The sequence below is a fragment of the Streptomyces misionensis genome (assembly GCF_900104815.1).
Taxonomy (GTDB): domain Bacteria; phylum Actinomycetota; class Actinomycetes; order Streptomycetales; family Streptomycetaceae; genus Streptomyces; species Streptomyces misionensis.
Genome location: NZ_FNTD01000004.1, coordinates 577,760 through 603,348 on the forward strand (window position 1 = coordinate 577,760; position 25,589 = coordinate 603,348).

Consider the following 25,589-nt stretch of genomic DNA (forward strand, 5'->3'; position numbering starts at 1 on the left):
GAGAGTGGCAAGGAGTACGCGCTCCTTGCCTTTTCTGTTCGCCTCCCCGGTTTCGCTGGGCCGTACGGGTGACGTCCCTTCGGGTGAACGCCGGGCGGGGCACGGCCGGCGGGGCGCGGGCGGGGGGCCTTTCGCCGCCGGGCGATCACCGCGGAAGCATCGACGCAGCGCGTTGTCAAGGTCGCGGACGGTGACGAGGCGGCGGTGGCGGGGGTCCGCGATAAACGGGAGGCATGAGACCGTTCCGCATCCAGTCCTGGGCCGCCGCCGTGCTCCTCGCGGGCGCCTGCGCCCTCACCGGTCCGACGACCGCTCCGGCCGCGCAGGGAGCGCCCGGCAGGACGGCCGTGGCCTATGTGGCCCTCGGGGACTCGTACTCGGCGGGGGTGGGCGCCGGCAGCTATCTCGGCTCGGGCGCGGAATGCCTGCGCAGCAGCAAGGCGTACCCCGCGCTGTGGGCGTCGGCCCACGCCTCGTCCTTCGCCTTCGTCGCCTGCAACGGCGCCAAGACCGGCGACGTCCTGGCCAAGCAGCTGGGGCCGCTCGACGCCCGGACCGACCTGGTCAGCATCACCGCCGGCGGCAGTGACGCGAGCTGGGCGAAGGTCATGGGGATCTGCGCCCTGCCCGGCACCACCACGTGCATGTCCGCCATCGGCAACGCGCGCGACTACGTCGACAAGAACCTGCCGGCCAACCTGGACCGGCTCTACTCGGCGATCCGGAGCAAGGCGCCGTCCGCCCATGTCGTGGTGCTCGGGTATCCGCACTTCTACCAGCTGCACGGCACCTGTGCGCGCGGGCTCGACGACAGCGAGCGGGCCGCGCTCAACGCGGCCATCGACCACCTCGACAGCCTGATCGCCCAGCGTGCCAGCCGGCACGGCTTCACGTTCGCCGACGCCCGCAAGGCGTTCAGCGGGCACGAGATCTGCTCGGCCGGCCCCTGGATGCGCAGCGTCGACCTGCTGGACCTGACGCAGTCGTACCACCCCACGGCCTCGGGGCAGTCCCTCGGCTATCTGCCCCTGTTCACGCGCACGGCCTGAGCCGGCCCGGGCGGGGCGCCGCCGTCAGCGGTCGCCGGGGGCCCGGTCGGGACGGCCGCGGGTGGCGCCGAAGCCGGTCTCGTGGTCCCAGACGTGGGTGCAGGTGGGGCACTGGAGGTGGAGCACGCTGCCGGTGTTGGACAGCAGATAGCGCCAGTGCCTGCCGCACCTGCGGCGTTCCTCGCAGGTGGCGCAGCCGCGGTGGTCCGCGCAGTTGGGGCAGGTCACCCAGGCGCGGCGGCCGATGTCGGCGTGCGGATCAAGCGGCAGCACGGCCGTCTCCGCGCTCGGGCAGGACACCGGCGGCGACCAGTTCGTCGTAGATGCGCTGCTGCTCCTCGTCGAGGCCGGAGTAGAGCAGGTCGCGGGCGGCGTCCTCGTCCCGCAGCGCCTCGACGGGGTCCCAGGCGGGGGCGACGGCGTCCATGACGTGGGCCCGGCGGAGCATCTCGTGGGCGGTGAGGTCGACGGAGAACTCGACCGGGTCGGCGGCGGGGGCGGGGTCATTTGCGGACATACGTACGAACTTAGGGAGCCCTTCTCCGCTGCGGCAAGGGTGGGTGGGGGACCTCACAGCGGGTCGGCGGCACGGACGGCGAACGGCCCGGTGCCGCACGTTCGCGGAACCGGGCCGTTCGACCACCGGGTGAGCGGGGCCGGTGTCCTCCTCGGGAGCTCGGCGCTCCTCGTCACGGGCCCAGTGCTCCTCGCGGAGCGTCAGCGCTCCTCACGGAAGGGGACGTGCTCCCCGACGACCGGGTCGTACTTGCGCAGAACGAGCCGGTCGGGGTCGTTGAGTCGGTTCTTCCGCGTCACGTAGGTGACGCCGGTCCCGGCGGTCGACTTCAGCTTGACGACGGGACGCGCGGTGCTGCGTGCCATGACCTTGCTACCTTTCCGCCCGGCCTCCGCCCTCCTCGGGCTATGTCCCGGGCATGCCAATCAGGCGAGTCAACCGGGCCGGGGGCCGGGATATTCCCTCGCAGGGTCCGGCCCGGCGGTCCCCTCCCGCTGGGAGTTCTCTGTGGAATTCCCGCGGTCGACGCCCGGCGCGGGCGGCATCGGGGCCGGACTCTCCGGGAACTCCCAGGATCTCTCCGGAACCGGACAGCGGGCACTGCCAGGCTCGGCGCTCCCCGAAGAGCACGACGTGATCTGGAGTCGCCCCCGTGGCCTCGTTCCTTTGCAAGCTGGGCCGGTTCTCCTTCCGGAAACGCTGGTTCGTGGTGGTGGTGTGGACCGGCCTGCTGGTGCTGGCCGGCCTGCTCGCCGCCCGCGCCGCACCCGCGCCCCCCAACGACTTCTCCATGCCGGGCACGGAGGCACAGCACGCCTCCGACCTGCTGCAGGACGGTTTCCCCGGGCTGCACGCCGACGGCGCCACGGCCCGGGTGGTGTTCCACGTCAAGGACGGGAAGATCTCCGATCCCCAGGCCAAACGGGAAGTGGAGGCCACCGTCCGCGCGCTGGGCGCGGACCCCCAGGTGAGCCAGGCGACCGATCCGTTCCGGACGGGTTCGGTGAGCAAGGACGGCTCGACCGCCTACAGCCAGGTCTCCTACGAGGTGTCCACCTCGCACCTCGAGGACTCCTCGCGGTCGGCGCTGCTGAAGACCGTGGAGGACGCCCGGTCGTCCACGCTGACCGTGGAGGCGGGCGGCAACGCGGTCTCGGCGGTGACGGCCGGCGGCCACTCCAAGGAGGCGATCGGCCTCGCGGTGGCCGCGGTGGTCCTGGTCCTCACCTTCGGTTCGCTCGTGGCGGCGGGGCTGCCGCTGCTGACGGCCCTGCTGGGTGTCGGCACCGGCGCCTGCGTGATCAAGGCGCTGTCCGCCCCGCTCGGTCTCGGCACCACGACCACCGGTCTGGCCACCATGATCGGCCTTGCCGTGGGCATCGACTACGCGCTGTTCGTGGTCTCCCGCTACCGCGCCGAACTCGCCCGCGGCCGCGACCGCGAGGACGCTGCCGCACACGCGGTGGGCACGGCCGGGTCGGCCGTGGTCTTCGCCGGCACCACCGTGGTGATCGCGCTGGTCGGACTGCTGGTCGTGAACATCCCGATGCTCACGCAGATGGGCTTCGCCGCGGCGGGCACGGTGGTGCTCGCGGTGCTGATCGCCCTCACCCTGATCCCGGCGCTGCTCGGCATCGCGGGCCGGCGCATCGGTCCGACGCGTCCGCCGCGCCGCCGCAAGGGCCGTACGGCCGGTGACGGCCTCGGGGTGCGCTGGGCGCGCTTCGTCGTCCGCCGGCCGGTCGCCGTCCTGCTGACCGGCGTCGCCGCGCTGGCCGCGGTGGCCGTTCCGGTCGCCTCGCTCCAGATGGGGCTGCCCGGCGACGCGAGCCAGCCGGTGTCGACCACCCAGCGCAAGGCCTACGACCTGGTCACCGAGGGCTTCGGACCCGGCTTCAACGGCCCGCTGACCGTGGTCGTCCAGTCCGCCTCCGGCGGCCCCGCCAAGGCCGCCGCCGAGAAGACCGCCCACCAGGTGAGCGGACTGGACGACGTCGCCTCGGTGGGACGGCCCCGGCTCAGCGAGTCCGGTGACACCGCCGTCCTCAACGTCGTACCGGCGAGCCCGCCCGGCAGCGAGCAGACCTCCGATCTGCTGAACGCCCTGCGCGACCCGGGCCTGGCGCACACGGCGGACGCCCGGATCCTGGTCGGCGGCAGCACCGCCATGAACGCCGACGTGTCCCAGAAGCTGTCCGACGCCCTGCTGCCCTATCTCGCCCTCGTGGTGGGCCTGGCGTTCCTGCTGCTGATCGCCGTCTTCCGGTCCCTGCTCGTCCCGCTCAAGGCGGCGCTCGGGTTCCTGCTGTCGGTCCTGGCCGGACTGGGCGCGGTCGTCGCCGTGTTCCAGTGGGGCTGGCTGGCGCAGTTCTTCGGAGTCGCCCAGCCGGGCCCGGTGATGTCGATGATGCCGATCTTCATGGTCGGCGTGGTCTTCGGTCTGGCCATGGACTACGAGGTCTTCCTGGTGACGCGGATGCGCGAGGCGTACGTCCACGGCAGCACGCCGCACGAAGCGATCGCGGACGGGTTCCGGCACAGCGCGCGGGTCGTCGTCGCCGCGGCGGTGATCATGATCTCGGTGTTCGCCGCCTTCATGGGCTCGGACGAGCAGATGCTCAAGACCATCGGGTTCGGCCTCGCGATCGCGGTGCTCTTCGACGCGTTCGTCGTCCGGATGGCGATCGTGCCGGCGGTGCTCGCCCTGCTCGGCGACCGTGCCTGGCGGCTGCCGCGGCTGCTGGACCGCTTCGTGCCGAACCTGGACGTGGAGGGCGAACGGCTGGAAGCGGCCGCGGCGCCCGCCCCCGCGGAGCGGGCCGTCCACTTCGACGAGACCGCCGAGGCGGGCCGGCCCGGTCCCGGAGCCTGACCACCCGCGGTACCCGCCCCCTTCGCACCGTCCGTGCGTCCCCCTTCGCTCCGTCCGTTCGTCCCCCGCAGAGGAGTCAGCCCATGCCCGCCTCACCGCAGCCCGGCACCGCCCCGCCGTGTGGACCGTGGCGCCATGCCCTGGAAGGAGCCCTCGCCGTCCTGGCCGCCACGGCGGTGATGGCCGTCACCGCCTGGGCGGGGCTGCTGGCCCTGGGGGCCGGCGCGATCGCACCGCTGTCCCGGCTCGTGCCCACCGTGCTGAGCATGGCCTTCGGCGGCGCGGTGGGCCTGGAGTCCGCTCCCTCGGCCGCCCCGGCGGCCGGCGGCGGGCTGCTCGGCGCGCTGGGCGGCGCGGGCGGGGGTCTCGGCCTGAGCGTCGACGGGGAGGTGCGGGCCCTGCCGTTGATGCTGACGTTCCTGGGCATGGCCGTCCTGGGGACGGTGTTCTTCCGGCCGCTGCGCCGCCGGGCCCGCCCGGTCCCGGCCCTGCTGTGGGCCCGCGCGGGCGGGGCGCTGACCACCGCCGCCGTGCTGTTGCCGGTCCTCGCGCTGCTCGGCCGGGGGACGGCACGCATGCCCCACTCGGTGACGGAACGGCTCGGCGCCAAGGCGGGCGGCGGGGGCATGGGCGGCCTGGGGGGCCTCGGCGCGGGCATGGGCGGCTCCGGCAAGGGCCTGGGCGGCGCGTTCTCCTCGGTGGTCTTCCACTCCGATGTCGTGGCCACCACCTTCCTCGGGCTGCTGGGGGTGTGTGCCGTGCTGGGGATCGGCTGTGTGGCGGCACGGCGTACGAGCCTGCCCCGGCCGGTGGCGCTGAGCCGGATGCGCCTGAAGTGGCACCCCGTGGTCTCCACGCTGACCGGGATGGCCGCCGTGGCGTGCTGTCTGGTCCTCGCACTGGCGGTGCTGGCCGGGGCGGCGTCGCCGGCCGGCCGGGAGCAGGTGGCCCGGGCCGCCGGTGCGCTGCTGCTGGCCGGGCCCGGTCTGTTCGCCGTCCTGCTCACCTCCGGGCTCGGTGCGTCATGGGAGGCCGCCTTCCGGCGCGAGCAGGGCGACGGCGGCGGGATGCTCGGGATGCTCGGCGGTGGGGCGGGTGCCGGCGGCGCGGGCAAGGACAGGTCCGTCGCCGTGGGCGACTGGTCCGGCGCCGGTGCGCCGCTGTGGCTGATCGGGCTGGTGCTGCTGCTGGTCCTGCTGGTGCTCGCCGGATATCTGATCGCGGGCCGCACACCGGCTCGCTCCGCGCGCGAGGAGGCGGACGCCCTGCTCGGCCGGCATCTGGAGCTGGCGCTGCGGACGGGCGTCGCGGTGGCCGCGGCGGTCCTGCTGTGCTGTCTGACGGCCCAGGTCTCGCTGCGGATGGGCATCAACGTGATGGGCGGCGAGATGGGCGCGGTGACGGCCGGTCTGGACGCGGCGGTGCGGCTGAGCGCCCTCACCGGATTCGTGACGGCCACCGCCGCGTCGTACGCGGGCAGCCGGTTGCACGGACTGCGGGCCGCGCGCCGGCCCCCGGTGCCGGGTCCGCCCCGGCGGGGCCTGCGCCGCCGCACCATGACGGCCGAATCGTCCCCCCGGGCGGGTGTGGTCTCATGAATGAGGGCCCCGGTCCCCCGGGGTCCTCACCCGGCCTCCCCTTCTCCGACGTCTGCGAGGCAGCACTCCGCACATGGCGACACCGACTTCCACCGGACGCTCCACGACGAGCCAGGACCATCTGCTCGTGGTGGACGACGAGCCCACCGTCCGGGAGCTGCTGCGCACGGCGTTGTGCTACGCGGGCTTCGACGTCGACGCGGCGGCGACCGGGCAGGAGGCCCTCGACCTGGCCGTCCAGTGCCCGCCGGACCTGGTCCTGCTCGACGTCATGCTGCCCGACATGGACGGTTTCGAGGTCATCCGCCGGTTGCGTGCCCTGCCCCGGTCCCTGCCCGGGCGGGGCGGCGACGTGCCGGTGCTGTTCGTCACCGCGCGCGAGACCCGTCAGGACCGTCTCGACGGACTGCGGCTCGGCGCCGACGACTACGTCACCAAGCCCTTCGACCTGGAGGAGCTGATCGCACGGATCAACGCGGTCCTGCGCCGCACCAGGGGCGAGGCGCCGGCCCGGCTGGTCGTCGGCGATCTGGAACTCGTGCCCGAGGGGCATCACGTCACCCGCGCCGGGCGGACCGTACGGCTGTCCCCGACCGAGTTCCGGCTGCTGCACTTCCTGATGGCGAACGCCGGGCGGACGATGAGCAAGGGGCAGATCCTGCAGAGCGTGTGGGAGTACGACTTCGGGGGCGATCCGAGCATCGTCGACACGTACATCAGCTATCTGCGGCGCAAGATCGACGCCGCGGAGCCCAAGCTCATCCACACCGTGCGGGGCATCGGCTACGTCGTGCGCGGGCCCCGGCCGTGAGGCGCCACCCGCTGGCCCTGCCCGGCCGGCTGCTGCACCGCACCTCGCTGCGCACCCGGCTGCTGTGCCTGGCCACGGCGCTGGTCGCCGTGGGGCTGAGCGCGACGGGCGTGATCGTCACCACCTCGCTGCACGGCTACCTCCAGGACCGGGTGGACGAGCGGCTCTCCCTGACCGCGCAGATCGCCGCCCGGCTGACCCCGCCGTCCGGCGACGACGCCACCCGGGTGGCGAAGGCCGTGTCCCTGCTGCGGGAGACGTCCGTGACCTACGTGGACGACCGCGGCACCGTCCGCCGGGCCTTCGACGCCCACGCGACACCGTCCGGCGGGGTGCCGGATCTGCCCCGGCTGGATCGCGGGGCGGTACTGGCGCACGGCGGTCGTCCGTTCACGGTGGCCTCGCGCGACGGCGACCACGCCTGGCGGGTCCTCGCCGTGGTCCAGCCGGACCAGCGCATCCCGGCCGGGGCCACCGCCACGCCGGGCAGCGTCGTCGTGGCCACCTCGCTGGACGAGGTCGACCGCACCGTCGCCAAGACCCGGGGTCTGTCGCTGACCGCGGGGCTCGTGCTGGTGGCGGTGCTCGCGGTGGCCGGCCGGTTCGCGGTGCGCTCCGGGCTGCGCCCCCTGACCCGGATCGAGGAGGCCGCCAACCGGATCGCGGCCGGGGACCTCGCCCACCGGGTGCCCGAACTCGCCGATCCCCGCACCGAGGTGGGGCGGCTGACCGCCTGTCTGAACCAGATGCTCGCCCAGATCGACACCGCCTTCCAGGCCCGCGCCGAGGCCGAGTCGAGGATGCGGCGGTTCTTCGCCGACGCCAGTCATGAACTGCGCACCCCCCTGGTCGGCATCAAGGGCTACACCGACCTGTACCGCATGGGCGCCCTGGCCTCACGGGGCGACATCGACCAGACCATGGCCCGGATCGCCCAGGAGTCCGAACGCCTCACCCGGCTGGTGGAGGACATGCTGCTCCTGGCCCGGCTGGACGAGGACACCGTGCACGGCCCGGCCGGCAACCCGGTCTTCCCGCTCGATCTGGCGCCGATGGATCTGCGCACCCTCGCCGCCGACGCGCTGCACGACCTGGGGGCCCTGGACGCCACCCGTCCGGTCACGCTCACCGGCCCGGGCGGCGGGCGGCCCGGCACCGCACCGGCCCTGGCGGACGAGGCACGGCTGCGCCAGGTGGTCACCAACCTCGTCGGCAACGCCGTCGCGCACACCCCCGCCGGCACCCCCGTCCGGATCGGCGTCGGCACGGCGGACGACGCGGCCGTGCTGGAGGTCGCCGACCGGGGCCCGGGGCTGACCGAGGAGCAACGCGCCCGTGTCTTCGACCGGTTCTACCGCGCCGACGACTCCCGCACCCGTGCCCTGGGCGGGGGCTCCGGGCTCGGCCTGGCCATCGCGCACGCCCTGGTCGCGGCGCACGGCGGGCGCATCGAGCTGCGCACCGCACCGGGCGAGGGCTGCACGTTCCGGGTGCTGCTGCCGCTTCTGGAACGCGCCCTCGCGGCGGACGCGCACCCCGGGGACTCCCCTCCGGTGTCCGGGAGTTGACCGCCGTCACAGACCGACGGTGGCCCTGCGCCGCGCCTGGTCGTACTCGGTGAGCGGATCGCCGCCGGTGTTCCAGGGCCAGGGCGTGACGATGCCGCCGATGGTCTCGAAGAGCGCGGCGGCATCGCGGCGGCGGTCGGCGGCCATCAGCGCGTAGGCCAGCAGGTTGAGGTCGGCCAGGGCCCTGGCGTGCCGGAGGAAGCCGGGCTGGTTCCAGGTGTGGGCCACCCGGTCGAGGGCCCGTACGGCCATGGCGTGGGACCAGTGGTTGCGCGCCACCAGCGCCTCGAACCCGCCCCGGCCGAGGACGGAGTGGTACTGGAGCACCTGGGCGGTGAGTTCGACGGCCGCGCAGGGGGCGTTGGCCGGCATCCGGGCGCTCAGGGTGTCCACGAACTCCAGCACCTGGATGCGTGAGCCGCCCTCCTCGGGGCTGAGGTAGCCGAGCATCGTGAGGTACGCCTCGCGGTTCCAGCGGTCGCGGGCGAGCACCTCGTTCCACACCCCGAACGCCTGTGGCTGTGCCCAGCGTTGCAGCCGCGCCACCGCCAGCAGGACGATCCAGGGGGCGGGGTCCTCGGGGGCCAGGTCGGCGGCCTTGAGGCAGAGGTCGGTGGCCGCCGAGGCGTTCTCCGGGCGCCCCTCGGAGCGGGCGCGCATCACCTGTGACCAGGCGTGCAGCACCAGCGCGTCCGGATTGCGCGGTTCCCGGGCGGCCCAGGCCCCGGGCAGGTGCGAGTCCGTCATGAAGGCGGACAGGACGTCCAGCCGGTGGGTGCGACGGTCCCACTCGCCCGGTTCGTGGTCCAGTACGCGGGTGATCTGCGCCGCGCACAGGTCGGTCGTGGCGATCGTCCCCGTCCGTGTGGTCGCCCGCAGGGATTTGAGCAGTCTGCCCAGCTCCTGGTCGTCAAGTTCGGGAGCCAGCCGCGTTCTTCGGCGGCGACCTGAAAGAAAAGCCATGCAGGGAGGCTAGGGGCGTGCGGGCATTGCACAAGGTTTCCGCCGAGATCGTTATGGATCACCCCGGCTCACCGGCCGCCGCCCGCCGGTTTCCCGGGTGCCGGCCGTCCGTGCCGCGTCCCGCGCGGACGGCCGCGGCGGGCGGGCGCTCGCGCCGGGCGCCGTACGCGATGAAGTAGGCGGGCAGCCGGCGCAGCCGGGGGGAGCCGGCGAGCAGCCGGGCGACGCGGCGCGCCCGGTCCGCGTCGCCGAGGGGCGGCCGGCCCTGGAGCACGGGGCGGATGATCCGGGCGTGGGCGGCCCGCTGGAGGGCCTGGGTGACGACCGTGGTGGGCCGGCGGCGGCGCTGGAGCGCGCGCAGGTCGCGGGGGCGCACGGTGCCGCGGCGCAGCGGTCCGGCGAGGAGGCGGGCGGTGGCCACGGCGTCCTGGACCGCGAGGTTGATGCCGATGCCGAAGACCGGGGACATGGCGTGGGCCGCGTCGCCGATGCACAGCAGGCCGGGGCGGTGCCAGCGGCGCAGCCGGTCCAGGCGTACGTCGAGGAGCTTGACCTCGTCCCAGGAGCGCAGGGCGCCGGTGCGCTCGGCGAGCCAGGGGACGGCGGCGGTGAACTCGGCCCGGAACCGGTCGAGCCCGGCGGCGCGGCGGGCCTGGTCGGTGCCCTTGGGGATGAGGGCGGCGCACTGCCAGTAGTCGCCGCGGTCGATCATCGCGGTGAGGAAGCGGTCGCCCGCTCCGCCGACCAGGCCTCGGGGGTCCTCCGCGCGGCGCGGCAGCCGGAACCACCAGGCGTCCATCGGGCAGGCGAACCGGCGCAGGCGCAGCTCCGGCCGGGTGCGGGCGAGCGAGCCGCGGCCGTCGCAGGCCACGGTGAGCAGGGCGCGCAGCTCGCCGGTGCGGCCGTCGGCGGTGCGGTAGCGCACGCCGGTCACCCGCCCGCCCTCGGTCAGGAAGCCGGTCGCCTCGGTGTTCATCCGCAGCTCGAAGGCGGGTTCGCGGCGGGCCTCGTCCGCGAGGAGGTCGAGCAGGTCCCACTGGGGCACCATCGCGACGTAGTCGTAGGGGCCGCGCAGCACCGACAGATCGGCGACCGTGACCTCCGGGCGGCCGGGGTCGACCGGTAGCCGGACGGTGCGCACCCGGCGCTGCGGCAGCCGGGCGAAGCGCTCGGCCAGGCCCAGCTCGTCCAGCAGCGCCAGGGTGGAGGGGTGGACGGTGTCGCCGCGGAAGTCCCGCAGGAAGTCCGCGTGTTTCTCCAGCACCGTCACCTCGACGCCGGACCGGGCCAGCAGCAGTGCGAGCACCATGCCCGCGGGGCCGCCGCCCACGACGCAGCACGTGGTCCTGTCCCGTGTGTCCATCGCTCCTGCCCTTCGCCCGAGCAGTTATTCATCCGGTGATGAATAACTACCCTCGAAGGCGCCCGCTCACACCCCCGCCGCGACGGCCGGCGGCCGGTCCCGGTGGATCGGGGCCCGCCCGCCGGTCAGCGGGACCCCGGTGCCGCCCCGCCGGGCCGCGACGATCTCCGCCGTGATCGACAGGGCCGTCTCCTCGGGCGTGCGGGCGCCGAGGTCGAGGCCGATCGGCGAGCGCAGCCGGGCCAGTTCCGCCTCGCTCACGCCCTCCGCGCGCAGCCGCCGGGCACGGTCCTCGTGGGTGCGCCGCGAGCCCATCGCGCCGATGAAGGCCACCGGCATGCCGAGGGCCACCTTGAGCAGCGGTACGTCGAACTTCGCGTCGTGGGTGAGCACGCACAGCACCGTGCGGGCGTCGGTCGCGGTGCGCCGCAGATAGCGGTGCGGCCAGTCGACCACCACCTCGTCGGCGTCCGGGAAGCGGGCCGGGGTGGCGAAGACGGGCCGGGCGTCGCAGACGGTCACATGGTGGCCGAGGAACTTCCCGGCCCGGGCCAGCGCCGCGGCGAAGTCCACCGCCCCGAAGATGATCATGCGCGGGGGCGGCACGTCCGACTCGACCAGCAGGGTGAGGCCGCCGGGGCAGTGCGAGCCGTCCGCGGAGACCTCCACCGTGCCGGTGCGCCCCGCCTCCAGCAGGGCGCGGGCCTCGGCCGCCGCGGTCCGGTCCAGGTCGGCGTGGCCGCCGAGGGTGCCCTCGTACGGGCCGTCGGGCCGCACCAGCAGGGCGTGGCCGAGCAGACCGTCCGGGCCGCGGGCGACCCGGACGAGTGCCGTGGGACCGCCCTCGGCGGCCAGCGCGAGGGCCTGCGCGAGGACCGCCCGGGCGGGCGCCTGCGCGCCCACCGGGGTGACCAGGACCTCGATCACCCCGCCGCAGGTCAGCCCCACGGCGAAGGCGTCCTCGTCGCTGTAGCCGAACCGCTCGACCACGCTTCGCCCGGTCTCCAGCGCCTCCTGGCACAGGTCGTAGACCGCGCCCTCCACGCAGCCGCCGGAGACCGAGCCGATGACGGTGCCCGCGCGGTCCACGGCGAGCGCGGCGCCGGGGTCGCGAGGGGCGCTGCCGCCGACGGAGACCACGGTGGCGACGGCGAACTCCCGGCCCTCGCCCAGCCACCCGGTCAGCTCCGCGGCCAGGTCAAGCATCCGGGGCTCCCTCCCGCGCGGCCGCCGACAGGACGCGGTCCGGCCGGATGGGCAGGGCGCGGTGGCGTACGCCGGTCGCGTGCCAGACGGCGTTGGCGACGGCCGCCGCTGCACCCACGACGCCGATCTCGCCGATGCCCTTGATGCCGACCGGGTCGTTCGGGTCCGGGTCGTCGATCCAGTCGGCCTCGATGCGTGGCACGTCGGCGTGGGTGGGCACGTGGTAGCCGGCGAGATCGGCGCCGACGAGGCCGCCCGAGGCACGGTCCCGCACCGCCTCCTCGTGCAGGGCCATGGAGATGCCCCAGATCATGCCGCCGAGCAGCTGGTTGCGCGCGGTGAGCGGGTTGACGATCCGGCCCGCCGCGAAGATGCCCAGCATCCGGCGCACGCGCACCTCGCCGGTGCCGGGGTCCACCGCCACCTCGGCGAACTGGGCGCCGAAGGAGTGCCGTTCGGCCGGGGTGAGCGCGCCGACGGCCTCGGCGGTGTCGGCGCGGACCGTGATCCCCTCCGCCGGGATGTCGGTGCCGAGGGCGAGCCGCTCGCGCACCTCCTGGGCGGCGGTCTGCACGGCCCAGGACCAGGAGCGGGTGCCCATGGAGCCGCCGGCGATCATCGCCGGCCCGAAGTCGCTGTCGCCGATGCGCACATGGATCCGCTCCGGGTCGACGCCCAGCGCGTCCGCGGCGACCAGGGTGAGCGCGGTACGGGCCCCGGTGCCGATGTCGGCGGCGGCGATCCGCACGGTGAAGCGGCCGTCGGGATGCGCGGTCACGGTCGCCGTGGAGGGCGCCACGCCCGCGGGGAAGGAGGCCGACGCGGTGCCGGTGCCGAGCAGCCAGCGGCCGTCGCGGCGCAGTCCGGGGCGCGGGTCGCGGTCGGCCCAGCCGAACCTGCGAGCGCCCTCCCGGAAGCAGTCGGCCAGCCGCCGGCTCGCGAACGGCAGCCCGGAGACCGGCCCGCGCTCGGCGTCGTTGCGCAGCCGCAGGGCGACCGGGTCCTGCCCGCACGCCACGGCGAGTTCGTCCATCGCCGACTCCAGCGCGAACGAGCCCGGCGCCTCGCCGGGGGCCCGCATGAACGTCGGGGACGGCACGTCGAGGCGCACCACGCGGTTCTCGGTGCGGTGGGCGTCCGCGTCGTACATCACCCGCGCCACCCCGGAGCTGGGCTCCACGAACTCGTACACGGTGGAGGTGGCGCTCAGCGAGCGGTGTTCCAGGGCGCGGATCCGGCCGTCGGCGTCGGCGCCGATCCTGATCCGCTGGGCGGTGGGGCTGCGGTAGCCGATCAGCGTGAACATCTGCCGGCGCGTCATCACCACGCGCACCGGGCGCCGCAGCACGCTCGCGGCCATCACGGCGGCCACCTGGTGGGCGCGCACGCCCTTGCTGCCGAAGCCGCCGCCGACGTGTTCGGAGCGCACCCGCACACTGGCCGGATCGATCGAGAAGAGCTTGGCGAGGTCGCCGACGACCCAGGTGGCGCCCTGGTTGGAGTCGAACACCTCCAGGCGGTCGCCGTCCCAGTGGGCGGTGGCCGCGTGCGGTTCCATCGGGTTGTGGTGCTCTTCGGGGGTGGTGTACTCGGCGTCCAGCACGACGGCGGACTCGGCGAGCCGTGCCTCCAGGTCGCCCTTCTCCGTGAGCGCGGGCATGAAGCCGTCCACCCGGTAGGCGTCGGGGCGGTCCGCGCCGAAGTCGGTGTCGTGGGGCTCCTCCTCGTAGTGGACCACGAGCGACTCCGCGGCCTCCCGGGCCTGCTCGGAGGTCTCGGCCACCACGAGCGCCACCGGCCAGCCCCGGTGCGGCACCCGGTCGTGCTGGAAGACGGCGCAGGTCGGGTCGGGGCGCATGCCCAGCAGGCCGGCGAAGTCGGTGTTCAGGCGCGGGGCGTTGCGGTGGTCCAGGACGGCGAGCACGCCCGGCATGGCGAGGACCGGGTCGGTGTCCAGGTCGCGGATGCGGCCGTGCGCGACCGTGGAGAGGACCAGCCAGCCGTGGGTGAGGCCGGCGAAGGGGATCTCGCCCGCGTACCGGGCGGCGCCGGTGACCTTCTCCCTGCCCTCCACGCGGCTGCGGGCGGTGCCGACGGAGGGCGCGCGGGTCTCGGTCTCGCGGGTGGCGGCGGTGGTCATCGGGCGGCCTCCTCGGCGAGTTCGGTCAGCACGGCCACGACCAGGTTGCGCATCAGGGTCACCTTGTATCCGTTGTGCGGCAGCGGGCGCGCCGCGGCCAGTTCGGCGTCCGCGGCGGCGGCGTAGGTCTCGGGGGTCGCCGGCGCCCCCGTCAGCACGTCTTCGGCCGCGCGGGCCCGCCAGGGCCGGGAGGCGACCGCGCCGAAGGCCAGACGCGCCTCGTGGACGACGCCGTCGCGGACGTCGAGCGCGGCGGCGAGGGAGCCGATGGCGAAGGCGTAGGAGGCGCGCTCGCGCACCTTGCGGTAGCGGGAGCGGGCGGCGACCGGCGCGGGCGGCAGGACGACGCCGGTGATCAGCGCGCCGGCCGGCAGCGCGGTCTCGCGCTGCGGGGTGTCGCCGACGGGCCGGTAGAACTCCGTGAGCGGCAACTCGCCCGGCCCGTCGGCGGTTTCGAACCGTACGACGGCGTCGAAGGCGGTGAGCGGGACGGCCATGTCCGAGGGGTGGACGGCCACACAGCTCCCGGAGGCGCCGAGGATGGCGTGATTGTGGTGCTCGCCCTCCAGCGCGGGGCAGCCGCTGCCGGGCACACGCTTGTTGCAGGGCCCGGTGACATCGGTGAAGTAGCCGCAGCGGGTGCGCTGGAGCAGATTGCCGCCGACCGTCGCCATGTTGCGCAGCTGTCCGGACGCGCCGGCCAGCAGGGCGTGGGCCAGCGCCGGGTAGCGGCGCCGCACCTCGGGGTGGGCGGCGAGGTCCGCGTTGGTGACGGTGGCACCGATGAGCAGCCCGCCCTCGGGCGTCGGCTCGACGCGGTCGAGGGGCAGTTCACGGATGTCGACCAGCCGGCCGGGGCGTTCGACGCCCGCCTTCATCAGGTCGACCAGATTGGTGCCGCCGCCGAGGTAGCGGCCGTCCGGGTCGGCGCCGAGCAGGGCGACGGCACCGGCGACATCGGCGGCCCGCTGGTAGTCGAACTCCCTCATGCCACACCCTCCTCGGACACGAGCGCGCCACCGTTGGTCCGCGGGTCGGCCGCCGCCCTGGCCACGGCGTCCACGATGGCGACGTAGGCACCGCACCGGCACAGGTTGCCGCTCATGCGCTCCCTGATCTCCTCGGGGGTCAGCGGCGGCGGTCCCGCCTCGGGCCGGATGTCGTCGGTGACGGCGCTCGGCCGCCCCTCCGCGTGCTCCCTGAGCGCCCCGATCGCGGAGCAGATCTGCCCCGGTGTGCAGTAGCCGCACTGGAATCCGTCGAGGTCGAGGAAGGCCTGCTGCACCGGATGCAGCCGGTCGCCCTCCGCGACGCCCTCGATGGTGGTGATCTCCCGCCCCTCGGCCGCCACGGCCAGTTGCAGGCAGGCGACGGTCCGGCGCCCGTCGAGCAGGACGGTGCAGGCGCCGCATTGGCCCTGGTCACAGCCCTTCTTGGTGCCGGTCAGGGTGAGGCGTTCACGCAGGGCGTCGAGCAGGGTGGTGCGGTGGTCGACGGGCAGTGTGAACTTCTCGCCGTTGATGTGCAGGGTGACGACACTGGACGTCGAGGTGGCCATGGCAGCTTCTTTCGCATTTCCGGAGCGGCCGGCGGGCAGCTTGTACGGGAGCGGACGGACCGGCGGACGGGCCGCCGGGCGGTGCGAGCGTGCTGGGGGCGGGAGCGCGGGGGGCGCGGGTGCGGATACCGGGAGGATGAACGGGGGCCGGTGTCTGCCGCTGGGGCGGGTCCGGCCGCTATCGTGGACTTCAACCGGACAAGTGTCCGTTACTCCGGAAACGTAATGGACAGTTGTCCGCTTAGCAAGGGCGAGGTTCGGCCACGACCCTCGGGGAGGACGGGTGCCGCACATGCAGGACTCACCACGGCGCTCGGACGCGCAGCGCAACCGCGAGCGCATCCTGGAGGTGGCCCTCGCCGAACTGTCGCGCTGCGCCGGGGCCCCGCTGAGCGCCATCGCCCGCAAGGCGGGCGTCGGCCAGGGCACCTTCTACCGCAACTTCCCCAACCGCGAGTCGCTGGTCCTGGAGATCTACCGCCACGAGATGGGGAACGTGGCGGACAGCGCGACCAGGCTGCTGGAGACCCTGCCCCCCGACCGGGCCCTGCGCGCCTGGATGGACCGGCTCTCCGAGTTCGCGATGACCAAGGCCGGTCTGGCGGACGCGATCCGGCAGGCCACCAGCGCCCCGGGCGGCCCGGCCAAGCCCGCGCACACCCCGGTGTCCGACGCGGCGGAACTCCTGCTGCGGGCCGGCGAGGCGGCCGGCACCATCCGGCCCGGCGTCACCGCCGACGACTTCATGCTCGCCATAGCGGGCCTGTGGCAGCTCGACCCGCACGAGGACTGGCGGCCCCGCGCCACCCGGCTCCTCGACCTCGTCATGGACGGCCTGCGCCGCGCGCCCGGACGGTGACCACCGCGCCGCGCGCGGACCGCGGTGTCCCCGCCCGGCACGCCCGACCAGAATTTCGGCGCCCGCATGATGACTCGGCGCACTTCGGGGCACCCGGTCACCAGGAACGTTCGTCGACAGGAGGCGGGCCATGATCGCCCTAGGCATCATCTTGCTCATCGTCGGATTCCTTACCGGGATATCCATTCTGTGGACCATCGGGATCATCCTTCTGGTGGTCGGCGCGATCCTGTGGATCCTGGGGTCGATGGGTCACGCGGTCGCCGGCCGGCGGCACTACTGGTGAACCGGTCCCCCGGCCCGTGCCGGGGGACCCCGGCAGCGGAACATGCCGCTGAGTGGAGCAATGACCGGTGCGGCGTGGACCCGCGCACCAGGCTGGATCCCGGTCCAGCCCGTGACAGGAGTCCCGTGTGCGTAGTCCACGTCGCCAGCCGGTGGCCGGTGCCGCCACGCGGACCGGGCCGCCGGTCCCGACGGCCTGGACGCGCTGGCTCCCGGTCTGCTACGTCGCGGTCGTCCTGATCCTCGAACCGCTCACCCCCGTCGACTGGCCGGTGAGCTTTCTGCTGGTCGCCCTCCCCCTGGTGACCGCCTTCGCCCACGGCCCCCTCGTCGTCGCCGGCGCCACGGTCCTGGCGGTGGTCCTGGAGGGCGTCCTGGCCGGCACCCCGTGCTGCGCGGGCCGCTCGGTCGGCTATCTGTGGGACCGTCACTACGTCGCCGACTACGTGTGCACCGTCCTGGTCGGGGCCCTCGGCACGATCCTGGCCGCCCACCGGGTCCACCGTGAACGCACCCTGGCCGACGTCCGGTTCGTGGCCGACATCGCGCAGCGCGTCCTGCTGCGGCCGCTGCCGCGGCGGATCGGCAATCTGCGCCTGGAGAGCTTCTACCTCTCGGCGGCCGCCGAGGCGCGCATCGGCGGCGACCTGTACGAGGCCGTGCCCACCGCCTTCGGCGTCCGGCTGCTCATCGGCGACGTGCGCGGCAAGGGCCTGCTCGCGGTCGAGACGGCCGCCGCGGTGCTCGGCGCGTTCCGCGAGGCCGCGCACGACGAACCCGACCTCGCCGCCCTCGCCCGGCGCATGGAGCAGAGCGTGTCCCGCCGGGCCGTGCACATCGGGGGCAGCGAGACCGGCGAGCGGTTCATCACCGCGGTCTTCGCCGAGATCCCGGCCGACGGCCGGGTCGTCCGGGTCGTCAACTGCGGCCATCCGCCGCCGCTGCTCGTCCGCCCCGGCGAGGTGCGGGAGCTGGACAGCGGGCGGTCGGGCCCACCGCTGAACCTCGGGATGCTGATCGCGGAGGCGCACCACATCGACAGCTATCCCTTCCGGCCCGGCGAGCAACTGCTGCTGTACACCGACGGGGTGACCGAGACCAGGGACGCGGACGGCGTCTTCTACCCGCTGGCGCGGCGGCTGCGTTCGTGGGGCCCGCTGGAGCCCCGCGCCCTGCTGGACCGGCTCCACCACGATCTGCTGGACTACAGCGGCGACCGCCTCCAGGACGACACGGCCGCCCTCGCCGCCTGCCTGCTCGGCGGCGGCCCGCGGGCCGTAGACGACTCGTCCGACTCCTAGCCGGGCCATCGCTTTCCTACGGAATCTCCTGCTCGGCCCAGATGATCTTCCCCTCGCCGGTGTAGCGGGCGCCCCAGCGGTGGGAGAGCTGGGCGACCAGGAACAGGCCGCGGCCGCCCTCGTCCGTGCTGCGGGCGTGCCGCAGCCGGGGCGCGGTGCTGCTGGCGTCGGCGACCTCGCAGGTCAGCCGGGAGTCACGCAGCAGCCGTACCCGGATCGGTGGGGCGGCGTACCGGATCGCGTTGGTGACCAGCTCGCTCACCAGGAGTTCCGTCGTCATGACCAGCTCGGCCAGGCCCCACTCCGTCACCTGCCGGGCGGCCAGCGCGCGGATCTCGCCGACGGCCGCCGGATCGTCGGGCACGTCCCAGGAGACGGCGTGGTCGGTGCCCAGGGCGCGGGTGCGGGTCAGCAGCAGGGCGATGTCGTCGGGCTGGGGCCGCGGGACGAGTTCGCTCACGGCCTCGGCGCACAGCGTCTCCAGGTCGGGCGCGGCACGGGTGAGGGCCCGGGCGAGCCGGGACATGCCGCGTTCCACGTCGTCGCAGGCCTGGATGAGGCCGTTGGTGTACAGGCCCAGCAGGCTGTGCTCGGGCAGCTCGATCTCGGTGGTCTCGAACGCCATGCCGCCCAGGCCCAGCGGGGGCCCGGCGGCGATCTCCGGGAAGTGGGCGGGCCCGTCCGGGGGCACGACGATCGGCGGCGGGTGGCCGGCCCGGGCCATGGTGCAGCGCCGGCTGACCGGGTCGTAGACGGCGTACAGGCAGGTCGCCCCGGTGAAGGCGGCCGTGCTCTGCGCGGCGGCCCCGGACCCGTTGTCCTCGGCACCGAGGCGGAGCACCAGGTCGTCGAGGTGGGCGAGGAGTTCGTCGGGGGGCAGCTCCATGTCGGCGAGGGTCTGCACGGCGGTGCGCAGCCGGCCCATGCTCGCCGCGGCACCGATGCCGTGGCCCACCACGTCCCCGACGACCAGCCCGACCCGCGCCCCGGACAGCGGGATCACGTCGAACCAGTCGCCGCCGACGCCGCCCGCCGGGTCGGCCGGGAGGTAGGAGGAGGCCACGTCCAGTGCGGTGCCGCCGGTGAGGGACGGGGGCAGCAGGCTGCGCTGGAGGGTGAGGGCGGCCGTGTGCTCCCGGGTGTAGCGGCGGGCGTTGTCGAGGCAGACCGCCGCCCGCGCCGACAGTTCCCGGGCCAGCAGGACGTCGTCGGAGCAGAAGGGCACCGCGTTGGTCGAACGGGCGAAGGTGACGAGGCCGAGGGCGGTGTTGCGGGCCCGCAGCGGGACCACGATCAGGGAGTGCAGGCCGTACGCGCGGATGCGTTCGGCGCGCCGTGGCTCGGCGGTGACCCAGGGGCCCTGTTCCGGGTCGAGGACCGGCACGAACAGCGGGTCGTCCTGGACGAGGGTCCGGGTGTCGTACGGCGCGGCGAGGAAGCCGACCCGCTCGCCGACCCGGTGGACGGCCTCCGGGCAGCCCTCGCGCACCGAGGACAGCGCGGCGCGGCGCATCGCGGGCCGGGTGGAAGCCGGGCCCGCTCCGACCGGCCAGGTGCCGGGGCCCTCGCCGCCGAGCACCGGTTCGAGCAGGTCGACGGCGACGAAGTCGGCGAAGCGGGGGACGGTGAAGTCGGCCAGCTCCTGGGCCGTCCGCGTCACGTCGAGAGTCGTGCCGACGCAGGCCCCGGCCTCGTTGACCATCGACAGCAGCCGCCGGGCGACCCAGCGCTCGGTGACGTCCAGGACCATGGTGCACACGCCGGTGACGGCGTCGTCGGCGTCGACCAGGGGGAAGAACGACGTCGAGTAGGCGTGCCTGCGGTGCGGGTCGGCCCAGCTCCAGCCGGCGTACTCGTAGTCGGTGACCGGCACGCCGGTGGCGATCACCTTGCGCATCAGCCCTTCCAGGGCCTCGCCCTCCAGGCCGGGCAGCAGGTCGCCGAGCCGCCGCCCCAGCCGCTCCGGGCGGGGCACCCCGCCGATCCGCTCCAGGGTGTCGTTCAGCCAGACGTAGCGCAGTTCGCGGTCCAGTACGGCCATGCCGACCGGCGAGCGGGTCAGGAACCCGTCGAGGACGGACTGGGCCATCGTCCACTGCGGGCGCTCGGCGCCGGCCGAGGCCAGGAAGCAGACGCGTCCGCCCATGCGGAAGGCGGCCGAGACGCGCAGCCGCACGTCGAGGGGGTGGCCGTCGCGGTGCCGCACCCGGATCTGGCCGCTCCAGCCGTTCCCGCCGCGGCAGCGCTCCGCGATCCCCGCGGTCCGCGCCGGGTCCGCGGGCATGGCGAGCAGCCGGGCGGCGGAGCCACCGACCACCTCCGGCGCGGGGTAGCCGAGCAGTGCCTCGGCGGCACGGGTCCAGCCGACCACGGTGCCGTCGTCACGGATCACCGCGGCCGCGTCGGCAGACGCGTCGAACAGATCCGCCGACCCCGCGGTCGTGTCCGCGGTGTCGCTCTTGCGCACTGGTTCCATCAGTCTCACTTTTACACCAGTATCGACTGGTTTAACCCCCCGGTGGGCGGGGTCCCGGCCCCCGGCCCGCCGGGCTCCCCCGCGCCCGCGCCCCTCCCCCCGTCCGTGCGGCCCACCTGGGGCTCGGCAGCCTTTTTTGAGCGGTCCGTACTGACATTCCGGTAACGATCGCGCACCAGGTGCCCCGCGCCTACATGTAACGTCCATACGATCCGGCGCATGAACAGAGCTGTGAAGATCGGCATAGCCGGTACGTGCACCGCACTGCTCGTCGCGGGGGGAATAGGCACGTACAACCTCGTGCACGGGCTGACCGGGGGCACGGCCGGAGACCGGACCGAGGAGGCGGGATTCGACCCGTCGACGGTGTCGACCACGCCGCCCTCGGGGACCGAGGCGGTGAAGCTGGCCCGAACGTTCCTGGACCACTGGTCGGGCCGCCAGTTCGACGGCGCGGCCCGGATCACCGACGCGCCGGACACCGCCGCCCAGGCGCTGCGCGGGTACAGGGACGGCCTGCACCTGGAGAAGCTGACCTTCACCCAGGTCCGCTCGGCCGGCACCTCGACCGCGACCCCGGGCGCGGCCAAGGTCACCTTCACCGTCACCGCCCAGGTGCCGGGCGGCAGTTGGAGCTACCCGAGCGCGGTGGCCGTACGCAAGAGCACCAACGGCGTGGCGGCCGTGCACTGGAACAACTCCGTGCTGTACCCGGGGCTCGGGGACGACCAGTCGCTGACCGCGGGCACGCTGCCCGCCGGGGCGAGCGACGCGAAGGTGGTGGCGGGCGACGGGAAGACCGACCTCACCGCGTTCCCCTCCCTGCGGGACATCGCCGCGACGATCCGGCAGAACGCCAAGGCCACCGGCGGCCGCCCCGGCACCGGCATCGCCGTGGTCGACGCGGCCGGCACGGGCGTCAAAACGCTGAAGACCTTCACCGAGGGCCGCGCCCCGGTCATCAAGACCACCATCGACGCCCGGCTCCAGTCCGCCGCCGAGGCGGCGGTGAAGGACCCGCACCTCGGGGGACGGCCGGCGGGCACCGTGGCCCTCGACTGGAGCAACGGCCACATCCTGGCGGTCGCGCACACGGGGGACGACGGGGACATCGCCCTCAACGGCATCAAGTCACCCGGCTCCACCATGAAGATCGTCACGGCCGCGGCCCTGTTCGACAAGGCGGGCCTGAACCCGGCCAGCTCCGCTCCGTGCACCGACTCGCTGATGGCCAACAGCCAGCTGTTCCACAACGATCCCGGGGTGAAGCCGAACCCGGGCTCCAACCTGACGCAGGCCTTCGCCGTGTCGTGCAACACGTCGTTCATCAAGGACGGCTTCCACTACCTGGTGCACGACGGTGACGCCTCCGCGCTGCACGACGAGGCCGTGGACGTCTTCGGCATGGGCAGCTGGTCCATCGGCGGCGGGGTCGCCACCACCGACCCGAGCATTCCGCCGGACGCGCAGGGCGGCGACCAGGCCGCCCAGTTCATCGGCCAGGGCAGGGTGTCGGCCACCCCGCTGTTCATGGCGTCCGTGGCGGCCACCGTGCGCAACGCCGGTTTCCGGCAGCCGGTCATCCTGCCGGACCAGCGGCAGGCGACCGCGCCCCGGCCCATCTCACCGCGCACGGCGGGGTACCTCCAGTCGATGATGCGCACCACGGCCGCCGCCGGCACCGCCGCCCCGCGCCTCGGCGGTCTGTCCGGTGTCGGCGCCAAGACCGGCACCGCCGAGGAGGGCGACCACACCAACGGCTGGCTCACCGCGTACGGCTCCCGCATCGCGGCCGCGGCCCTGGTCGAGGGCGGCAGCTCGGGCGTCGACTCCGCCGGTTACGTCGTACGGCACCTGCTGACCGCGGGCTGAACCGTCCGCCCCGGCCCGGTGCCTCCCGCCGGGCCGTGAGGCGGTTCTCCCGCTCCGAGTGCCGCCGGCACCCCTGACACGGCTGTGCGTGCTCGTGCTCCGCGTGGGCCGAACCGCCTTACGGAGCCGTGACGTCACCGGCGGGCTCCGTGGTCCCGGCGCCGGTTGCTCCTAGCGTGTGGGTATGCGCGTACTGGTCACCGGCGGTGCCGGGTTCATCGGGTCCCATGTCGTCGAGGCGCTGCGGGCGGGCGGGCACGAGCCGGTGGTGTTCGACGTCCGCGCGCACCCCGGCGCGGACGTGCGGGACGCGGACGCGGTGGCCCGGGCGCTCTTAGGGGTGGACGCCGTGTGCCATCAGGCGGCGATGGTCGGGCTGGGCGAGGGGGTCGCGGACGCCCCGGAGTACGTCTCGCGCAACGACCTGGGAACGGCCGTGCTGGTGGCCGCGATGGCGGCGGCGGGGGTGCGGCGCCTGGTGCTGGCCGGGTCGATGGTCGTGTACGGGGAGGGCCGGTACGTCTGCCCGCGCCACGGCGTCGTACGGCCGGGTCCGCGGGCCGTGGCCGACCTGGCGGCGGGCCGGTTCGAGCCACGGTGCCCGCGGTGCGGGGCGGAGCTGGTACCCGGCCCGGTCGGCGAGGACGCCCCCGCCGATCCCCGGAACGTGTACGCGGCGACCAAGCTGGCCCAGGAGCACCTGGCCGCCGCGTGGGCCCGCGGCACGGGCGGGGCGGCGGTGTCCCTGCGCTACCACAACGTGTACGGGCCCCGGATGCCCCGCGACACCCCGTACGCCGGGGTCGCCTCGTTCTTCCGCTCCGCCCTCGCGCACGGCCGGGCGCCCCGGGTCTTCGAGGACGGGCGGCAGCGGCGGGACTTCGTGCATGTGCGGGACGTGGCCCGGGCGAACGTGGCGGCGCTGGAGGCGGCGGCCGCCCCGGGGGCGCTCACGGTGTACAACACGGGCAGCGGTGAGCCCCGTACCGTCGGCGACCTGGCGCGTGCGCTCGCCGCGGCGTGCGGAGGCCCGGAGCCGGTGGTCACCGGGGAGTACCGGCTGGGGGACGTCCGGCACATCACCGCCGACTCCTCGCGGCTGCGGTCCGCCCTGGGCTGGCAGCCACGGGTCCCGTTCGCGGAGGGCATCAGGGAGTTCGCCCGGGAGGGCTGAGCCGGGCCACGGCCCGCCCGGGGCCGCGCCGGGCTACGGCGCCGCCGGCAAGGTCACCTCGAAGCGGCAGCCGCCGGGGATGTTGCGCACGGTGGCCCGGCCCCGGTGGGCCTCCACGATGCCCCGGACGATGGCGAGGCCGAGGCCCGCGCCCGCCGGCGGTGTGCGGGCGTCGGTGCCGCGCCAGCCGGTGTCGAAGACGCGCGGCAGGTCCTCGTCCGGGATGCCGCCGCAGCCGTCGCTGACCGACACCACCACGCCCTCGTCGGTGCGTTCGGCGGCGACCGCCACCGTGCCGTCGGCCGGGGTGCGGCGAATGGCGTTGACCAGCAGGTTGCCGAGCACGCGGCTCATCTCCCGGCCGTCCACCTCCACCGGCACCGGCGCGACCCGCTCGCCCACCAGCCGTACCCCGTGCTCCCGGGCCAGCGGACCGGCGCCGGCCAGGGCGTCGCCGACCAGGTCGTACAGACTGACGCGGGACAGGCTCAGCGGCAGGGTGCCCGCGTGGATGCGGGAGAGTTCGAAGAGGTCCCCGACCATGCCGTCCAGGCGTTCCACCTCGGCGCGGATCTGCCGCAGATAGCGGGCGGGGTCGGCGGCCACCCCGTCCTCCAGGGCCTCCGCCATGGCGCGCAGCCCGGCGAGCGGGGTGCGCAGATCGTGCGAGATCCAGGCGACCAGTTCCCGCCGGGATGCCTCCAACGCCCGCTCCCGGTCGCGGGATTCGGCGAGCCGGGCGCTGGTCGCCGCCAGCTCCCGGCTGAGGTCCTCCAGTTCGGCGGTGGCGGGACCGCCGGGGGCGGCGAAGGCACCGCCGTCGCCGAACGCCCGGGCGGCGACCGCGAGTTCACGGCTGCGGGCGACCACCCAGCGACCCAGCAGCAGTGCGGTGACCAGGGAGACGACGGCCGCCATGGCGACGACGGTGGTGACGACGCTGAGGTCGTGCGGGGACAGGAACATGGCCCAGGCGACGGCGAGCGTGCCCGCGAGCATGGCGACGACGCCCACCGCGGCGACGACGGCGAGCGAGGCGGTGAGCGAGCGCCGCCGGATCAGCCGCAGGGCGCAGGCCCCGGCGAGACCCGTGGCGGCGGCGCCGGCGAAGGCGTAGAGGGCGATGAGGAGGGCGTCGCGCACGGTCAGCCCCCTTCGGGTTCGAAGCGGTACCCGACACCCCACACGGTCCGGATCAGCCGCGGCCGGGCCGGGTCGTCCTCGACCTTGCCGCGCAGCCGGCGCACATGCACGGTGACGGTGGACAGGTCGCCGAAGTCCCAGCCCCAGACCTCCCGCATCAGGTCCTCGCGGGAGCAGGCCCGGCCGGGGTGCCCCAGGAAGAACGCGAGCAGGTCGAACTCCCGCAGGGTGAGGGCGAGTTCGCGGCCGTTCTTGGTGGCGCGGCGGGCGTCCGGGTCGAGCGTGAGGCCCGCCGCGGTCAGCCGGTGCCCGGTGGCGGCGGGACGGCTGCGGCGCAGCACGGACTCCACGCGCAGCACGAGTTCACGGGGGCTGAAGGGCTTGGTGACGTAGTCGTCGGCGCCGACCTCCAGGCCGAGGACGCGGTCCTCCTCGTCGCCGCGGGCGGTGAGCATGATGACGGGCACGGGTCCCCGCTCCCGCATCCGCCGGCAGACCTCCAGGCCGTCCATGCCGGGCAGCATCAGATCGAGGACGACCAGGTCGGGCCGGTGGTCGAGGGCGCGGCCGAGGGCGGTGGGGCCGTCGTCGGCGCGGTCGACCGCGAAGCCGGCGCGGTCCAGGTATCCGGCGACGACCTCGGCGACGGTGGGATCGTCGTCCACGACCAGGACGCGGGCCCGGGCCGCCCGGTCGGGGGCCCCGGCCGGGCGGGACTCGTACGGCGGTTGCATGCCTCAAGCGTGGCACCCCGCGTCCGGCGGCGGTGCGGCGGCCGGGGCGGCGTCCGCGTTTCGTAAGGACCGCAATCCCGCTTCGCCCGGTTTGTCTCCG

Annotated in this window: 22 protein-coding genes; 10 read left to right on the top strand and 12 right to left on the bottom strand. The window is 74.6% G+C overall.

Features of this window, described 5'->3' with window-relative positions; genetic code table 11:
- Window positions 1-233 precede the first annotated feature (233 nt).
- Window positions 234-1,049 (top strand): SGNH/GDSL hydrolase family protein, encoded by an 816-nt coding sequence (locus BLW85_RS03965; RefSeq protein WP_070024899.1) that lies wholly within the window; start codon window positions 234-236, stop codon window positions 1,047-1,049.
- 24 nt (window positions 1,050-1,073) lie between these two features.
- On the opposite strand, the gene BLW85_RS03970 is transcribed toward BLW85_RS03965, so the two are convergent.
- The 3 genes from BLW85_RS03970 to rpmG all read right to left on the bottom strand — a co-directional run bounded on the left by BLW85_RS03970 (window position 1,074) and on the right by rpmG (window position 1,931).
- Complete coding sequence (locus BLW85_RS03970; RefSeq protein ID WP_070024898.1) at window positions 1,074-1,322, bottom strand: hypothetical protein; 249 nt, start codon at window positions 1,320-1,322, stop codon at window positions 1,074-1,076.
- A complete protein-coding gene (locus BLW85_RS03975) occupies window positions 1,309-1,566 on the bottom strand; it encodes a DUF6400 family protein (protein WP_074990684.1) in 258 nt (85 codons plus the stop codon). Before BLW85_RS03975 ends, BLW85_RS03970 begins: the two co-directional genes overlap by 14 nt.
- Window positions 1,567-1,766: 200 nt before the next feature.
- Complete coding sequence (gene rpmG / locus BLW85_RS03980) at window positions 1,767-1,931, bottom strand: 50S ribosomal protein L33 (RefSeq protein WP_070024896.1); 165 nt, start codon at window positions 1,929-1,931, stop codon at window positions 1,767-1,769.
- Between the two features lie 287 nt (window positions 1,932-2,218).
- Between rpmG and BLW85_RS03985 the strand changes: the two genes are divergently transcribed.
- From BLW85_RS03985 to BLW85_RS04000, 4 genes are all read left to right on the top strand, one after another.
- Window positions 2,219-4,438: an MMPL family transporter gene (locus tag BLW85_RS03985; protein WP_074990686.1), complete on the top strand. Its 2,220-nt coding sequence runs from the start codon at window positions 2,219-2,221 to the stop codon at window positions 4,436-4,438.
- Window positions 4,439-4,521: 83 nt separating this feature from the next.
- Window positions 4,522-6,036, top strand: coding sequence for a streptophobe family protein (locus tag BLW85_RS03990; protein ID WP_074990688.1), 1,515 nt, complete (start codon window positions 4,522-4,524; stop codon window positions 6,034-6,036).
- Window positions 6,037-6,109: 73 nt separating this feature from the next.
- Window positions 6,110-6,847 carry a response regulator transcription factor gene (locus tag BLW85_RS03995; protein ID WP_070024893.1) on the top strand — a complete coding sequence of 246 codons (738 nt, stop codon included), beginning with the start codon at window positions 6,110-6,112 and terminating at the stop codon, window positions 6,845-6,847.
- Window positions 6,844-8,415 (top strand): HAMP domain-containing sensor histidine kinase, encoded by a 1,572-nt coding sequence (locus BLW85_RS04000; protein ID WP_070024892.1) that lies wholly within the window; start codon window positions 6,844-6,846, stop codon window positions 8,413-8,415. The genes BLW85_RS03995 and BLW85_RS04000 overlap by 4 nt, the downstream gene beginning before the upstream one ends.
- Before the next feature lie 6 nt (window positions 8,416-8,421).
- Here the strand turns inward: BLW85_RS04000 and BLW85_RS38255 are convergent, their stop codons facing one another.
- The 6 genes from BLW85_RS38255 to BLW85_RS04035 form a co-directional block, all read right to left on the bottom strand.
- A complete protein-coding gene (locus tag BLW85_RS38255) occupies window positions 8,422-9,378 on the bottom strand; it encodes a hypothetical protein (RefSeq protein WP_070024891.1) in 957 nt (318 codons plus the stop codon).
- 58 nt (window positions 9,379-9,436) lie between these two features.
- A complete protein-coding gene (locus BLW85_RS04015; protein ID WP_074990690.1) occupies window positions 9,437-10,741 on the bottom strand; it encodes an FAD-dependent oxidoreductase in 1,305 nt (434 codons plus the stop codon).
- A 66-nt stretch (window positions 10,742-10,807) separates the two neighbouring features.
- Entirely contained in the window at window positions 10,808-11,947 is a 1,140-nt protein-coding gene (locus tag BLW85_RS04020; RefSeq protein WP_074990692.1) for an XdhC family protein, read from the bottom strand.
- Window positions 11,940-14,087, bottom strand: a complete 2,148-nt coding sequence (locus BLW85_RS04025; protein WP_074990694.1) for a xanthine dehydrogenase family protein molybdopterin-binding subunit — start codon at window positions 14,085-14,087, stop codon at window positions 11,940-11,942. The genes BLW85_RS04020 and BLW85_RS04025 overlap by 8 nt, the downstream gene beginning before the upstream one ends.
- A complete protein-coding gene (locus tag BLW85_RS04030) occupies window positions 14,084-15,076 on the bottom strand; it encodes an FAD binding domain-containing protein (protein ID WP_074990696.1) in 993 nt (330 codons plus the stop codon). Before BLW85_RS04030 ends, BLW85_RS04025 begins: the two co-directional genes overlap by 4 nt.
- A complete protein-coding gene (locus BLW85_RS04035) occupies window positions 15,073-15,645 on the bottom strand; it encodes a (2Fe-2S)-binding protein (protein ID WP_070024886.1) in 573 nt (190 codons plus the stop codon). Before BLW85_RS04035 ends, BLW85_RS04030 begins: the two co-directional genes overlap by 4 nt.
- Before the next feature lie 292 nt (window positions 15,646-15,937).
- Here BLW85_RS04035 and BLW85_RS04040 point away from each other — a divergent pair, with 292 nt between their 5' ends.
- The 3 genes from BLW85_RS04040 (at window position 15,938) to BLW85_RS04045 (ending at window position 18,090) form a co-directional block, all read left to right on the top strand.
- Complete coding sequence (locus BLW85_RS04040) at window positions 15,938-16,504, top strand: TetR/AcrR family transcriptional regulator (RefSeq protein ID WP_244174804.1); 567 nt, start codon at window positions 15,938-15,940, stop codon at window positions 16,502-16,504.
- Window positions 16,505-16,634: 130 nt separating this feature from the next.
- Window positions 16,635-16,790 carry a DUF6131 family protein gene (locus BLW85_RS38755; protein ID WP_143060409.1) on the top strand — a complete coding sequence of 52 codons (156 nt, stop codon included), beginning with the start codon at window positions 16,635-16,637 and terminating at the stop codon, window positions 16,788-16,790.
- A 127-nt stretch (window positions 16,791-16,917) separates the two neighbouring features.
- Window positions 16,918-18,090, top strand: coding sequence for a PP2C family protein-serine/threonine phosphatase (locus BLW85_RS04045; protein WP_239697591.1), 1,173 nt, complete (start codon window positions 16,918-16,920; stop codon window positions 18,088-18,090).
- A gap of 16 nt (window positions 18,091-18,106) precedes the next feature.
- On the opposite strand, the gene BLW85_RS04050 is transcribed toward BLW85_RS04045, so the two are convergent.
- Window positions 18,107-20,566 (bottom strand): SpoIIE family protein phosphatase, encoded by a 2,460-nt coding sequence (locus BLW85_RS04050; RefSeq protein WP_074990700.1) that lies wholly within the window; start codon window positions 20,564-20,566, stop codon window positions 18,107-18,109.
- 219 nt (window positions 20,567-20,785) lie between these two features.
- Between BLW85_RS04050 and BLW85_RS04055 the strand changes: the two genes are divergently transcribed.
- Window positions 20,786-22,438 carry a penicillin-binding transpeptidase domain-containing protein gene (locus BLW85_RS04055; protein ID WP_074990702.1) on the top strand — a complete coding sequence of 551 codons (1,653 nt, stop codon included), beginning with the start codon at window positions 20,786-20,788 and terminating at the stop codon, window positions 22,436-22,438.
- 184 nt (window positions 22,439-22,622) lie between these two features.
- Window positions 22,623-23,612, top strand: coding sequence for an NAD-dependent epimerase/dehydratase family protein (locus BLW85_RS04060; RefSeq protein ID WP_074990704.1), 990 nt, complete (start codon window positions 22,623-22,625; stop codon window positions 23,610-23,612).
- Between the two features lie 33 nt (window positions 23,613-23,645).
- Here the strand turns inward: BLW85_RS04060 and BLW85_RS04065 are convergent, their stop codons facing one another.
- Both BLW85_RS04065 and BLW85_RS04070 read right to left on the bottom strand, forming a co-directional pair.
- The gene (locus BLW85_RS04065; protein WP_070024880.1) at window positions 23,646-24,755 is read right to left on the bottom strand and encodes a sensor histidine kinase; all 1,110 of its coding nucleotides are present in this window, start codon (window positions 24,753-24,755) and stop codon (window positions 23,646-23,648) included.
- Window positions 24,756-24,757: 2 nt separating this feature from the next.
- Entirely contained in the window at window positions 24,758-25,489 is a 732-nt protein-coding gene (locus tag BLW85_RS04070) for a response regulator transcription factor (protein WP_070024879.1), read from the bottom strand.
- Between the last annotated feature and the right edge of the window lie 100 nt (window positions 25,490-25,589).

Coding starts and splice junctions, on each gene's coding strand:
- BLW85_RS03965 (WP_070024899.1), top strand. CDS start 234: ATGAGACCGTTCCGCATCCAGTCCTGGGCCGCCGCCGTGCTCCTCGCG.
- BLW85_RS03975 (WP_074990684.1), bottom strand. CDS start 1,566: ATGTCCGCAAATGACCCCGCCCCCGCCGCCGACCCGGTCGAGTTCTCC.
- rpmG (WP_070024896.1), bottom strand. CDS start 1,931: ATGGCACGCAGCACCGCGCGTCCCGTCGTCAAGCTGAAGTCGACCGCC.
- BLW85_RS03990 (WP_074990688.1), top strand. CDS start 4,522: ATGCCCGCCTCACCGCAGCCCGGCACCGCCCCGCCGTGTGGACCGTGG.
- BLW85_RS03995 (WP_070024893.1), top strand. CDS start 6,110: ATGGCGACACCGACTTCCACCGGACGCTCCACGACGAGCCAGGACCAT.
- BLW85_RS38255 (WP_070024891.1), bottom strand. CDS start 9,378: ATGGCTTTTCTTTCAGGTCGCCGCCGAAGAACGCGGCTGGCTCCCGAA.
- BLW85_RS04015 (WP_074990690.1), bottom strand. CDS start 10,741: ATGGACACACGGGACAGGACCACGTGCTGCGTCGTGGGCGGCGGCCCC.
- BLW85_RS04020 (WP_074990692.1), bottom strand. CDS start 11,947: ATGCTTGACCTGGCCGCGGAGCTGACCGGGTGGCTGGGCGAGGGCCGG.
- BLW85_RS04025 (WP_074990694.1), bottom strand. CDS start 14,087: ATGACCACCGCCGCCACCCGCGAGACCGAGACCCGCGCGCCCTCCGTC.
- BLW85_RS04030 (WP_074990696.1), bottom strand. CDS start 15,076: ATGAGGGAGTTCGACTACCAGCGGGCCGCCGATGTCGCCGGTGCCGTC.
- BLW85_RS04035 (WP_070024886.1), bottom strand. CDS start 15,645: ATGGCCACCTCGACGTCCAGTGTCGTCACCCTGCACATCAACGGCGAG.
- BLW85_RS04040 (WP_244174804.1), top strand. CDS start 15,938: ATGCAGGACTCACCACGGCGCTCGGACGCGCAGCGCAACCGCGAGCGC.
- BLW85_RS38755 (WP_143060409.1), top strand. CDS start 16,635: ATGATCGCCCTAGGCATCATCTTGCTCATCGTCGGATTCCTTACCGGG.
- BLW85_RS04050 (WP_074990700.1), bottom strand. CDS start 20,566: ATGGAACCAGTGCGCAAGAGCGACACCGCGGACACGACCGCGGGGTCG.
- BLW85_RS04055 (WP_074990702.1), top strand. CDS start 20,786: ATGAACAGAGCTGTGAAGATCGGCATAGCCGGTACGTGCACCGCACTG.
- BLW85_RS04060 (WP_074990704.1), top strand. CDS start 22,623: ATGCGCGTACTGGTCACCGGCGGTGCCGGGTTCATCGGGTCCCATGTC.
- BLW85_RS04070 (WP_070024879.1), bottom strand. CDS start 25,489: ATGCAACCGCCGTACGAGTCCCGCCCGGCCGGGGCCCCCGACCGGGCG.